Origin of the sequence: Cycloclasticus pugetii PS-1 (assembly GCF_000384415.1) — a bacterium.
Lineage (GTDB): Bacteria > Pseudomonadota > Gammaproteobacteria > Methylococcales > Cycloclasticaceae > Cycloclasticus > Cycloclasticus pugetii.
Window position 1 is genome coordinate 700317 of record NZ_ARVU01000001.1, and the last position, 12323, is coordinate 712639.

Here is a 12323-nt window from a genome sequence, read left to right on the forward strand (position 1 = left end):
AGTTATCAAGAGCACCGTTTTTCGGGTATAATTTCGGCTTTATTTAGCATAAATTTTTTGGCGATAAAAAGCTGATGTGAAGTATATTTTTATCGCTTTCTTAATGTTTTTTTGAATTATTTGGCATCCTAGGAGATACCGATACATGTCTGAGCTTGTAAAAGAAACGATCCCCGTCAATATTGAAGATGAGATGCGCCAGTCTTATTTAGACTACGCGATGAGTGTTATTGTTGGGAGAGCCTTGCCAGATGTACGTGATGGCTTAAAGCCAGTGCACCGTAGGGTGTTGTACGCAATGAATGTGTTGAACAACGATTGGAATAAACCTTATAAGAAATCCGCCCGTATTGTTGGGGATGTTATTGGTAAATATCACCCTCATGGTGATACCGCTGTGTATGACACCATCGTTCGGATGGCGCAGCCTTTTTCTATGCGTCATATGTTGGTGGATGGTCAGGGTAACTTTGGTTCAGTTGATGGTGATTCTGCAGCGGCGATGCGGTATACCGAAATCAGAATGTCAAAGTTGTCGCATGAAATGTTAACTGACCTAGATAAGGAAACAGTTGATTTTACTGCTAACTACGATGAATCAGAGCACGAACCCAGTGTGTTGCCTGCGCGTGCTCCTTTACTGCTCATTAATGGTTCGTCTGGTATAGCGGTGGGCATGGCGACGAATATTCCGCCACATAATCTTGCGGAAGTAACCTCAGCATGTCTGCGTTTGATTGAGGAGCCTGAAACAACCATTGATCAATTGCTGGAATATATTCCAGGGCCTGATTTTCCAACGGCAGGTATTATCAATGGTGCCACCGGTATTCGCGAAGCTTACCAAACAGGCCGCGGTAAAATTTACCTACGTGCGCGTTACCATGTTGAAGGCGAAGAAAGTTCAAATAGTAAGCTGTCTATTATCGTCACTGAATTGCCGTATCAAGTAAATAAAGCACGCTTGATGGAGAAAATTGCTCATCTTGTTAAAGATGGCAAGCTAGAAGGTATTTCAGGCCTGCGTGATGAGTCAGATAAAGACGGCATGCGTATGGTGATAGAGCTTAAACGTGGCGAAGTGCCTGAAGTGATTATCAATAATTTATATCAACACACGCAACTTCAGAATGTGTTCGGTATTAACATGGTGGCGCTGATCGATGGTCGCCCTAAATGTTTGAACCTTAAGCAAATCCTTAATGCGTTTATTGATCATCGACGTGAAGTCGTAACGCGCAGAACAATTTATGACTTACGTAAAGCGCGTGAGCGTGCTCATACCCTAGAAGGGTTAGCGATTGCGTTGTCGAACATTGATGAAATGATCGCGATGATTAAGGCAGCAAAGACCCCTGCCGAAGCAAAGGTGAGCTTGCTGGGAGCAGCTTGGGAGCCTGGTTTAGTAGCTGACTTATTATCAAAAGCAGACTCAAGCCGTTCTCGCCCAGATAAGCTTGAAGAGCAATATGGCATTGTTGATGGGCGTTATCATTTGTCTCCTGCGCAAGCGCAGGCTATTTTAGAGTTGCGCCTGCACCGTTTGACAGGGCTTGAGCAAGATAAGATTCTTCAAGAATATAAAGATCTTCTTGTTGTAATTGATGACCTTTTAGATATTTTGGCGAACAGGGATCGCTTGATGTCAGTGATCAGTGAAGAGCTGAAAACACTGATAGAAGAATATAAAGAAGAGCGTAGAACAGAAATTGTTGATAAGTTTTTAAACCTCACGGCAGAAGATTTAATTACCGAAGAAGATATGGTGGTGACTTTGTCGCATGAGGGTTATGTGAAATCACAGCCGCTTACTTCATATACTGCGCAACGTCGTGGTGGAAAGGGTAAAACAGCCGCAAACACAAAGAATGAAGACTTTATTGATAAGCTGTTTATTGCCAACACACATGACACAGTTTTATGTTTCTCGAGTAAAGGGAAAGTCTATTGGTTGCGCGTGTTCAATTTGCCGGTGGCCAGTAGGGTTGCGAGAGGTAAACCGATTGTCAATTTGCTGCCGCTAGACAGTGACGAACGTATTAACGCTATTTTGCCAATTCGTGAGTTCAATGAAGATGAATATATTTTCATGGCTACTGAATCGGGCACGGTTAAAAAGACCCATATTAAAGAGTTTGAAAAACCACGTGCGAACGGCAAAATTGCTATTGATTTGCGTGATGACGATACCTTAGTTGGCGTTGCAGTCACCGATGGCGAAAAAGACGTTATGTTATTTGCTAGCTCAGGCAAGGTAGCTAGTTTTAAAGAGGCAGATGTTCGGGTGATGGGACGTACAGCAAGTGGTGTTCGGGGTATGCGTTTAAAAGATGAAGAACATATTATTTCATTGATTATTTCAGAACCAGGCACTGTTTTAACATTAACCCAAAATGGTTACGGTAAGCGCACAAAAATTGAAGAGTATCCGATTCATAAGCGAGGTGGGCAAGGGGTTATAGCAATGCAAACCAGTGAACGTAATGGTGCGTTGGTCGGTGCTGTCTTGGTAGATGAAAGCGACGAGCTAATGCTGATCACCGATGGCGGTACATTGGTTAGAACGCGAACCAGTGAAATATCAATTTTAGGGAGAAATACACAAGGTGTTCGTGTTATTCGTCCCGCTAAGAATGAAAAAGTCATCGGTTTAGATCGTATTGCTAGCTTAGATGATGAAGAGGGTGAAGAAGTCGCCCTTGATGAAGAAATTACAGATTAATTGTTTTAAGGAGAGTTAGATGTCCCGTGTATATAATTTCAGTGCCGGCCCGGCTGCAGTACCTGTAGACGTATTGAAAAAAGCCCAACAAGAAATGCTTGAGTGGCATGACTCGGGTATGTCTGTTATGGAAATGAGTCACCGTGGTAAAGACTTTATTTCAATTGCAGAAAAAGCAGAAGCCGATGTTCGAGAACTAATGAACGTTCCTGAGAACTATAAGGTTCTATTTTTACAAGGTGGTGCAACAACCCAATTTTCAATGGTGCCGATGAATTTACTTCGCGGTAAAGATAAAACCTGTTATGTCAATACAGGTGCTTGGTCTAAAAAAGCCATTAAAGAAGCTAAAATTCATAGCAATGTGCACATTTCGGCCAGCTCAGAATCGACTAACTTCACTACAATCCCAGCAGTAGACAGTTGGGATGTTGATCAAAATGCGGCCTACTTGCATTACACCAGTAATGAAACCATTGGTGGTGTTGAATTTCACTCTATACCCGATGTAGGTGATATAGATTTGGTTGCGGACATGTCATCAAATATTTTATCTAGAGAGTTTGATGTCAGTAAGTTTGGTGTCATTTATGCTGGCGGTCAGAAGAATATGGGGCCATCGGGTATAGCGCTTACAATAGTGCGTGAAGACTTGATTGGCAATGTGAAAGCCGGTTCGCCGTCCATGATGGATTATAAAAATCATGCAGATGCAGGGTCAATGTTTAATACACCTGCCACCTACAGCTGGTACTTAATGGGCTTAGTGTTTGAGTGGATAAAAGAGCAAGGCGGTGTGTCAGCGATAGAAGCACAAAATGTTCGTAAGGCTGAAAAACTTTATGCTGCGATTGATAACTCAGATTTTTATGCAAACCCTGTCGAGTTGACCTCACGATCAAGAATGAATATTCCATTTACCTTGGCAAATGCTGAATTAGAAGGCTTATTTTTAAGTGAAGCTAAATCAGCTGGCCTAGTCACTTTAAAGGGTCATCGATCAGTAGGGGGTATGCGTGCCAGCATTTATAATGCAATGCCAGAAGAAGGGGTTGATGCATTGATCAGTATGATGGCTGAGTTTGAAAGAACAAAGGCATAGACAAACAGTTAATAATTTATAGGTTAGTAAACATGTACAAAATACAAACATTGAACAACATTTCTGTAAAAGGCCTTGAGAAATTTCCAAGAGAGACCTATGAAGTGGCCTCTGAAATTCAAAACCCAGATGCTTATATGCTGCGTTCTTTAAAGCTGCATAATGTAGATATACCTGAAAGTGTTTTAGCAATTGGACGAGCCGGTGCCGGTGTTAATAATATACCCATTGAGAAAATGAGTGCACGAGGTGTTCCTGTGTTTAATGCACCAGGCGCTAATGCAAATGCGGTAAAAGAATTAGTTTTAACAGGTATGCTTTTAGGTTGCCGAAATATATGTCAGGCGTGGGAATGTGCAAAAAACCTTACAGGCGATGACGAGTCCATTAGTAAAGAAGTAGAGCAAGTTAAGAAAAAATTTGTAGGCTTTGAATTACCAGGTCGTACATTAGGCGTTATTGGCTTAGGTGCGATTGGCACATCCGTGGCGAATATGGCGCGAGATTTAGGCATGAACGTTGTAGGATATGACCCAGCGTTGACTGTTGAGCGTGCGTGGCAGCTATCATCATCTATTGAATCTGCAAATACAGTCGATGAGTTGTTAGCAAAGTCTGATTTTGTGACGATCCACGTGCCGTTTAATGAGGGAACAAAGAACCTCATTAATGCACGTCGTATTAACACGATGAATGATAATGCGATTATTTTGAATTTTTCTCGCAACGGAATTGTAAATGATGAAGACGTTGTTGAAGCGTTAAATGCCGGTAAGCTGTATTCATACATTTGTGATTTTCCAAGTAACCTATTAAAAGATCACCCGCGTGTCATTACCTTGCCACATCTTGGGGCTTCTACAGGGGAAGCTGAAGAAAATTGTGCAATTATGATTGCTGATCAATTAAAGGATTTCCTAGAAAATGGAAATATCAAAAACTCGGTGAATTTTCCACAAGTCAAGATGCCACGAGTGAGTGGTTACCGTATGGCTATTGCAAATTCTAATGTACCTAATATGGTTGGGCAAATTTCGAGTATTCTTGCGGAAACAGGTCATAACATCTTAGATTTATTGAATAAATCGAGAGGCGACTTGGCGTATACCTTATTAGATGTGGATACAGAAATTACAAAAGACGTCGTTGATCAAATTAAAGCCATTGATGGTGTTCTATCTGTTAGAACGATTTAAGAGGTGAGCATGGGTGTTAATGATTCATTATCTGAGTTAAGAGGCGCTATCGATGAGCTAGATAGTCAATTATTAACCCTGTTTAATCAGCGAGCTGATTTGGCAAAAGCGGTTGCGGCAGTAAAGTTACGTGAAGGAGAAACGGTAGATTTTTATCGTCCAGACCGTGAGGCTTCGGTCTTAAGGCGTGTTAAGGAGCAAAACCCAGGGCCTTTAAAAGATGAGCATGTGGCACGAATTTATCGTGAATTAATGTCATCGTGTTTGGCGCTGGAAAAGCCGCTGACGGTGGCTTACCTTGGTCCGTCAGGCACCTTTACGCAAGAAGCTGCCTTAAAACATTTTGGACATGCTGTACGCACTGTTGAGACGGCGACCATTGCTGATATTTTTCATGAGGTGGAAAATGGAGAGGCTCACTATGGTGTGGTGCCGGTTGAAAATTCTACAGAAGGTGTGATTAGTCATACGCTAGACATTTTCATGAATTCAGCCTTACAGATTTGCGGAGAAGTAGCGTTAAGGATTCATCATCATTTGTTGACCAATGTAGAAGCACTAGACCAAGTTAAGGTGGTTTATTCGCACCAACAATCCTTAGCGCAATGCCGGCAGTGGCTTATGTCGCATTTACCCGGCGTAGAAACTATAGCGGTAAGCAGTAATGCTGAAGCGGCAAGGCTTGCGAGTGAAGAAGGGGCTGCGGCGATTGCGGGTGAAATAGCATCTGATTTATACCAATTAAATATGTTGGCCAGCAATATTGAAGATGAGCCAAATAATACAACACGGTTCTTGGTCATCGGTCAGCAAGAAGTACCACCAAGTGGCGATGATAAGACCAGCATGATGATTTCTACAAAGAACATTGCTGGTGCTTTGCAAAGTGTATTAGCACCGTTTGCATATGCAGGTATTAGTCTAAATAAAATAGAATCTAGACCGTCAAGGCAAGCAGCTTGGGACTATGTATTCTTTGTTGATATTGATGGTCATCAAGACGATGAAAAAGTGTCCACAGTATTACAAGAATTGCTGCCTAATGTGAATCTATTAAAAGTATTGGGCTCTTATCCCAAAGCGGTTATTTAAAAATAAAGCAAAGGGTTGCCGGAAAGCAATAATAATAATGTCTATAAAAAATAATTTTTGTGATTTGGCGTTTGAGCCTATTAATGGCCTGTTCCCCTATCAGCCCGGGAAGCCTATTGATGAATTACAGCGTGAGCTGGGACTTGATAATATTATTAAGTTAGCCTCAAATGAAAACCCCTTGGGCCCAAGTGAGAGGGTTAAAAAAGCGATACAGAACTCGTTGAATGATATTTCAATGTACCCTGATGGCAACGGTTTTTATTTAAAAAAAGCCTTGTCAGAAAAACTCGGTGTAAACGCTGATATGATTACACTGGGTAATGGTTCAAACGATGTTCTAGATGTTATTGCTCGGGTGTTCTTAAGCATGGGGCGAGAATGTATCTACTCTGAATATGCGTTTGTTGTGTACTCCATAGCTACGCAATCTGTAGGTGCTACTGCACGAGTCGCTAAAGCCCGTTTGCCTGATGAGCTTGAGGCTTATGGGCACGATCTTGAGGCGATGGGGAAGTTAGTTAGTGAAAAAACGTCAGTTATTTTTATTGCTAACCCAAATAACCCCACAGGAACGTGGATAGAGCCAGACCAATTGGAGCAGTTCTTAAAGAAAATACCTAAGCACATTATTGTGGTTCTTGATGAAGCATATTGCGAATACTTGGAACCACAAAATGTCGTTGATACAACCCGTTGGCTACAGCGCTATCCAAATTTAATTATTACCAGAACTTTTTCAAAAGCATATGGGCTAGCTGGGCTGAGAATAGGTTATGCGGTCAGTCACCCGGATATTGCCGATTTGCTCAATAGGGTGAGACACCCATTCAATGTAAATTCTTTGGGCTTAGTTGCTGCCGAGGCTGCGTTACAAGATGATGCCTACATTGATAAAAGCCGTGAATTAAACAAACAAGGCTTACAACAACTCGCTAGTGGTTTTGAGAAACTAGCGCTGAGCTATATCCCTTCTGCTGGAAACTTTATCTCGCTAAATGTCGGTGAAAAAGCGGCAGATATTTACACGAAATTACTGCATGAGGCGGTCATTGTACGCCCTATAGCAGGGTATAACATGCCTGACTATCTTAGAGTATCAGTTGGCTTAGCCGAAGAAAATGAGGTTTTATTAAGTGCGCTGAAGAAGGTGATCTAGCATGTTTAAGAAAATGTGCATCATTGGTGTTGGCTTAATTGGCGGCTCTATTGCAAGGGCATCAAAGAAAAACAACTTATGTGAAGAAGTTATTGGCGTAGGGCGAAGCGAGAAGCATTTACAAAAAGCAGTTGAATTAGGTGTTATTGATGGGTATGAGCTGTCCATTCCATTAGCGACAAAAAACGCTGATATTATCGTTATTTGCTCACCTGTTGGGGCTTTTGAATCAATTTTCCAGCAACTAAAAACCACATGGTCAAAAGAGTGCTTGTATACGGATGCTGGCAGTACAAAAGCTAGCGTTTTAGACGCTTTAGAAAGCGTTTTTGCTGAGGTGCCCAGTAACTTTGTGCCAGCGCATCCGATTGCAGGCTCGGAAAATAACGGTGTAGAAGCATCCAGTGATCGTTTATTTGAAGGAAAACGTAGTATCCTTACGCCCACTGAGTCGACAGATCAGCAGCTCACTGACCTATGTCAAACATGGTGGGAGAAAATGGGTGCAGAGGTGTCTATAATGAGTCCCCAGCATCACGATGAAGTGTTTGCTGCGACAAGTCATTTACCCCATGTATTAGCGTTCTCATTAGTAGAAGTGCTGAAAAACAAACAAGATGAACGTGAGATATTTGAATACGCTGCCGGTGGATTTAAAGATTTTACACGTATTGCATCAAGTGACCCAGAAATGTGGGCGGACATCTGCCTAGCAAATGGGCCTGAGTTACTTAATGTAATGAAAGAGTTAGAGCAACTTAACCAGAAGATATCATCGTTAATCGATGCAAAAGATAAACAAGGTTTATTAGAGATATTTAAATCAGCACAAAGTGCGCGGAAATATTTCTTAAGCCTTCAAAAAAAGTAAAATTCAATGAATACAATGTTATCAAGCCTCAGTCAGGGACTAAAGGGGCAGTTTCGTGTCCCTGGCGATAAATCAATTTCACATCGCGCTATTATGTTAGGTAGCTTGGCAGAGGGTGTCACGCAAGTCAGTGGTTTTTTAGAAGCCGAAGATGCCTTGGCAACCTTAAAAGCATTTCAACTTATGGGTGTTGATATTGAACAATTAGGTGAAGGTCGGCTACGAATAAATGGAGTCGGTTTGCATGGGCTTAAAGCGCCGCAAGAAGACTTATATGTTGGTAATTCAGGAACCTCGATGCGCTTATTATCGGGTATATTGGCTGGCCAAAAATTTGACAGCACGCTGACAGGTGATCATTCATTAACCAAACGTCCAATGCGTCGGGTCTTAGACCCACTATCATTGATGGGTGCAGCAGTTGAAAGCACTGATGCAGGTACATCACCTTTAAAAATTCATGGTGGCGCGCCCTTACGTGGTATTCAATATAAGATGCCAATGGGTAGCGCCCAAGTGAAGTCGTGTTTGTTATTAGCGGGTTTATACGCAGAAGGGACAACAGAGGTGATTGAGCCTGCAATTACTAGGGACCATACAGAACGTATGTTGAAGGGCTTCGGCTACTCATTGAAAACGGAAGGCAATGTGGTTGCAATAGAAGGGGGAGGGGCACTAAAAGGTATGTCAATTGATGTGCCGGGTGATATTTCTTCGGCAGCATTTTTTCTTGTGGCGGCCTCGATTACACCCAATTCAGATATTACACTCCAACATGTTGGCGTGAATGCAACACGGACAGGCATTATCGATATTTTATTAAAGATGGGCGCCGATATTAAGTTACTAAATGAAAAAGTAGTGGGTGGAGAAAAAGTAGCAGACATACGGGTCAAAAGCTGTCAATTAAAAGGTATAGAAGTACCTGAAAATTTAGTTGCTTTAGCCATAGACGAGTTTCCAGTCATTTTTGTTGCCGCTGCTTATGCTGAGGGTCAAACAATCGTAACGGGCGCCGAAGAGTTGCGTGTAAAAGAGAGTGATCGGATTCAAACAATGGCTGATGGCTTACAAACATTAGGCGTAGATGCCCAGGCTACAGCCGATGGTATGATTATTAATGGAGGGGCTGTGCAAGGCGGAGAAGTAGAGAGTTTTGATGATCATCGAATCGCGATGGCGTTTGCGGTAGCTGGTCTACAGTCAAGGGGTGCTATTAAAATTAATAATTGCGAAAATGTAGCGACGTCCTTCCCTAATTTTGTTGAGTTAGCGACTCAATGTGGTTTTGAGTTAGCGGCAAAATGAGTAATTTAATTCCAGTTTTAACAATTGATGGTCCAAGTGGTTCAGGAAAAGGGTCTATTTCCAAGCGTATTGCTGAAAAATTAGGCTGGCGTTATTTGGATAGTGGTGCACTATATCGCGCACTCGGTGTAGCAGCGATCAGGTCTAAAGTGGATCTTAAGAATGAAGACGCGCTTGCAGATTTGGTTAGAGATATTGCATTAGAGTTTAAGCGAACAGAACTGGGAAACTGGTCGGTTTTGCTAAACGGGCAAGAAGTACAGAATGAATTACAAACCGAACAGGTTGGGGATGTTGCTTCAAAAATAGCGGTATTTAAGAGAGTGCGAGATGGGTTGTTAGCTAAGCAACAATCTTTTTTGAAGCCGCCAGGCTTAGTCGCCGATGGAAGAGATATGGGGAGTGTTGTATTTCCAACTGCGACACACAAAGTGTATTTGACAGCAAACGCGGCCGAGCGTGGAAAAAGGCGTTATAAGCAGTTGATTGAAAAAGGAATAAGTGCTAACCTGACTGATGTTATTCAAGATATTGAGCGAAGAGATGAGCGAGATAAAAATCGCCGTACTTCTCCGTTGGTAGTGCCGACAGATGCTGTTTACATAGACTCATCTCTTTGCACTATAGAAGAGGTTGTACAGCAAGTTCTAAATTTACTGAAAAACAAATAAAACGTATCCGACAGTTTGGGTACTCTCGTTACCGAGAAATAAAGGTGGTTTGAGCTCGAATGACTCAAGCCTTTTTTTAACTTAACCCTTTTTTAAGGTCTTAGGACGTTAAAAAATTTATAAAGAGAACATCATGAGCGAAAATTTCGCAGAACTATTTGAAGAAAGCATTAAGTCCGCTGAACTAACACCGGGCACACTGATCACCGGTTTAGTAGTGGATATTACTAACGACTCAGTTATTGTTAACGCAAACCTGAAATCAGAAGGCAATGTGCCACGTTGGCAGTTTGTTAACGCCTCTGGTGAGCTAGAGGTTGCGATTGGCGATGAAGTTGAAGTTGTATTGGATATGGTGGAAGACGGCTTAGGCTCAACACTATTATCGAGAGATAAGGCGAAAAAAGCTGCAGCCTGGAAATTCCTAGAAAAAGCAGCAGAAGAAAAAGAAACAGTAACAGGTGTTATCACTGGCAAAGTACGTGGTGGCTTTACTGTTGAAGTAGGTGGTTTAAGTGGCTTCTTACCAGGATCACTTGTGGATGTACGTCCACTTAGAGATACAACCTTCTTAGAAGGCAAAGACCTTGAGTTTAAAGTCATCAAATTAGATGAAAAACGTAACAATGTTGTTGTCTCTCGTCGAGCAGTTCTAGAAACAGAATACAGCGCAGAGCGTGAAGCATTATTAGAAAACTTGAAAGAAGGCGCTATCCTTAAAGGGGTTGTAAAAAATCTTACCGATTACGGTGCATTTATCGATTTGGGCGGCGTAGATGGTTTATTACATATTACCGATATGGCTTGGAAGCGTGTTAAACACCCATCCGAAGTGATCGAAATCGGTCAGGATATTGAAGTTCTTGTGCTTCGTTATGACGAAGAGAAGAAACGTGTTTCACTTGGCATGAAACAGTTGGGTGAAGATCCTTGGGTTAATATTTTAGACCGTTACCCAGTTAACTCTAAACTGAGTGGTAAAGTAACAAACTTAACAGATTACGGTTGCTTTATTGAAATTGAAGACGGCATCGAAGGTCTTGTTCACGTGTCAGAAATGGATTGGACTAACAAAAATGTTAACCCAGCTAAAATCGTATCATTAGGTGACGAAGTTGAAGTGATGGTGCTTGAAATTGATGATACTCGCCGTCGTATTTCATTGGGTATGAAACAATGTAAAGGAAACCCATGGGAAGACTTCTCAGCGATTCATAAGAAAGGCGACAAAATTAAAGGTCTTATTAAGTCTATTACTGACTTTGGTGTCTTTATTGGATTGGATGGTGATATCGACGGTTTGGTGCATTTGTCTGATATTTCTTGGGATGAGAAAGCTGAAGAAGACCTGCAAAATTACAAAAAAGGAATGGAAATTGAAACTGTTATCCTAGCGATTGACTCTGAGCGTGAGAGAATCTCATTAGGCATTAAGCAGTTAGAACAGGATCCTTTCCAAGAGTTCTTGGCATCGAATGATAAAAATAGTCTTGTCAAAGGAACGGTAAAAGAAGTTGATGCGAAAGGCGCGGTTATTCAATTAGCAGAAGGTATTGAAGGCTACTTACGTGCTTCAGAGCTTAATAGAGACCGAGTGGATGATGCTAGAAACTTACTGACCGAAGGGGATGAGGTTGAAGCTAAATTTATTGGGGTTGATCGTAAGAACAAAACCATTAATTTATCTGTAAAAGCTAAAGATGATGATGAAGAGAAAGCAGTATTGAGCGACTACTCTGCTCAAAATGCTAGCACGCCGACATTGGGTGATATCTTTAAGAACTCCATGGAAGATAAGTAAAAAGAGTCGAACATTAGGCGGGATAATGTATTCCGCCTAATGTCTACTTAAGGTGATAACGTGACAAAATCAGAATTAATTGAAAAATTAGCAGATCAGCAAGTACATCTGCCCTATAAAGATGTTGAGTTGGCTGTAAAATGCATCTTAGAAAGAATGAGTAGGGCGCTATCCTCTGGTGAAAGAATTGAAATTAGAGGGTTTGGTAGTTTTTCGTTGCACTATCGTCCACCAAGAATTGGTAGAAATCCGAAAAATGGCGAATCGGTTGCCTTATCAGGGAAGTATGTTCCTCACTTTAAACCGGGGAAAGAACTAAGGTCTCGGGTAGATAATGCAAAAGAAAGTTACAGAATTAAATAAAAAAAGCCCCTTTTAAGGGGCTTTTTTTTGCTCGAAGA

At 41.6% G+C, this 12323-nt stretch carries 10 protein-coding genes; all 10 read left to right on the forward strand.

Annotated elements, in window-relative coordinates; genetic code table 11:
• The first annotated feature begins 145 nt into the window (after window positions 1–145).
• The 10 genes from gyrA to CYCPU_RS0103490 all read left to right on the forward strand — a co-directional run bounded on the left by gyrA (window position 146) and on the right by CYCPU_RS0103490 (window position 12285).
• Window positions 146–2722 (forward strand): DNA gyrase subunit A, encoded by a 2577-nt coding sequence (gene gyrA, locus CYCPU_RS0103445; protein ID WP_020161935.1) that lies wholly within the window; start codon window positions 146–148, stop codon window positions 2720–2722.
• Between the two features lie 19 nt (window positions 2723–2741).
• Window positions 2742–3824: a 3-phosphoserine/phosphohydroxythreonine transaminase gene (serC, locus tag CYCPU_RS0103450; protein ID WP_016389688.1), complete on the forward strand. Its 1083-nt coding sequence runs from the start codon at window positions 2742–2744 to the stop codon at window positions 3822–3824.
• Window positions 3825–3856: 32 nt separating this feature from the next.
• Window positions 3857–5020, forward strand: a complete 1164-nt coding sequence (locus CYCPU_RS0103455) for a phosphoglycerate dehydrogenase (RefSeq protein WP_015005494.1) — start codon at window positions 3857–3859, stop codon at window positions 5018–5020.
• A 9-nt stretch (window positions 5021–5029) separates the two neighbouring features.
• Complete coding sequence (gene pheA / locus CYCPU_RS0103460) at window positions 5030–6112, forward strand: prephenate dehydratase (RefSeq protein WP_015005495.1); 1083 nt, start codon at window positions 5030–5032, stop codon at window positions 6110–6112.
• Window positions 6113–6149: 37 nt separating this feature from the next.
• Window positions 6150–7271 carry a histidinol-phosphate transaminase gene (gene hisC, locus CYCPU_RS0103465; RefSeq protein WP_020161936.1) on the forward strand — a complete coding sequence of 374 codons (1122 nt, stop codon included), beginning with the start codon at window positions 6150–6152 and terminating at the stop codon, window positions 7269–7271.
• Between the two features lies 1 nt (window position 7272).
• Window positions 7273–8142: a prephenate dehydrogenase gene (locus CYCPU_RS0103470; protein WP_016389686.1), complete on the forward strand. Its 870-nt coding sequence runs from the start codon at window positions 7273–7275 to the stop codon at window positions 8140–8142.
• A gap of 6 nt (window positions 8143–8148) precedes the next feature.
• Window positions 8149–9450 (forward strand): 3-phosphoshikimate 1-carboxyvinyltransferase, encoded by a 1302-nt coding sequence (gene aroA, locus CYCPU_RS0103475; protein WP_020161937.1) that lies wholly within the window; start codon window positions 8149–8151, stop codon window positions 9448–9450.
• Window positions 9447–10121 (forward strand): (d)CMP kinase, encoded by a 675-nt coding sequence (cmk, locus tag CYCPU_RS0103480; RefSeq protein ID WP_020161938.1) that lies wholly within the window; start codon window positions 9447–9449, stop codon window positions 10119–10121. Before aroA ends, cmk begins: the two co-directional genes overlap by 4 nt.
• A 133-nt stretch (window positions 10122–10254) precedes the next feature.
• Window positions 10255–11922: a 30S ribosomal protein S1 gene (gene rpsA / locus CYCPU_RS0103485; RefSeq protein WP_016389683.1), complete on the forward strand. Its 1668-nt coding sequence runs from the start codon at window positions 10255–10257 to the stop codon at window positions 11920–11922.
• 60 nt (window positions 11923–11982) lie between these two features.
• Window positions 11983–12285, forward strand: a complete 303-nt coding sequence (locus tag CYCPU_RS0103490; protein WP_015005501.1) for an integration host factor subunit beta — start codon at window positions 11983–11985, stop codon at window positions 12283–12285.
• The last annotated feature ends 38 nt before the right edge of the window (window positions 12286–12323 follow it).

What these genes read in the sequence shown, in the direction of transcription:
- CYCPU_RS0103470 (WP_016389686.1), top strand. Translation starts at nt 7,273, where the DNA reads ATGTTTAAGAAAATGTGCATCATTGGTGTTGGCTTAATTGGCGGCTCT.
- gyrA (WP_020161935.1), top strand. Translation starts at nt 146, where the DNA reads ATGTCTGAGCTTGTAAAAGAAACGATCCCCGTCAATATTGAAGATGAG.
- CYCPU_RS0103455 (WP_015005494.1), top strand. Translation starts at nt 3,857, where the DNA reads ATGTACAAAATACAAACATTGAACAACATTTCTGTAAAAGGCCTTGAG.
- pheA (WP_015005495.1), top strand. Translation starts at nt 5,030, where the DNA reads ATGGGTGTTAATGATTCATTATCTGAGTTAAGAGGCGCTATCGATGAG.
- rpsA (WP_016389683.1), top strand. Translation starts at nt 10,255, where the DNA reads ATGAGCGAAAATTTCGCAGAACTATTTGAAGAAAGCATTAAGTCCGCT.
- serC (WP_016389688.1), top strand. Translation starts at nt 2,742, where the DNA reads ATGTCCCGTGTATATAATTTCAGTGCCGGCCCGGCTGCAGTACCTGTA.
- cmk (WP_020161938.1), top strand. Translation starts at nt 9,447, where the DNA reads ATGAGTAATTTAATTCCAGTTTTAACAATTGATGGTCCAAGTGGTTCA.
- hisC (WP_020161936.1), top strand. Translation starts at nt 6,150, where the DNA reads ATGTCTATAAAAAATAATTTTTGTGATTTGGCGTTTGAGCCTATTAAT.
- aroA (WP_020161937.1), top strand. Translation starts at nt 8,149, where the DNA reads ATGAATACAATGTTATCAAGCCTCAGTCAGGGACTAAAGGGGCAGTTT.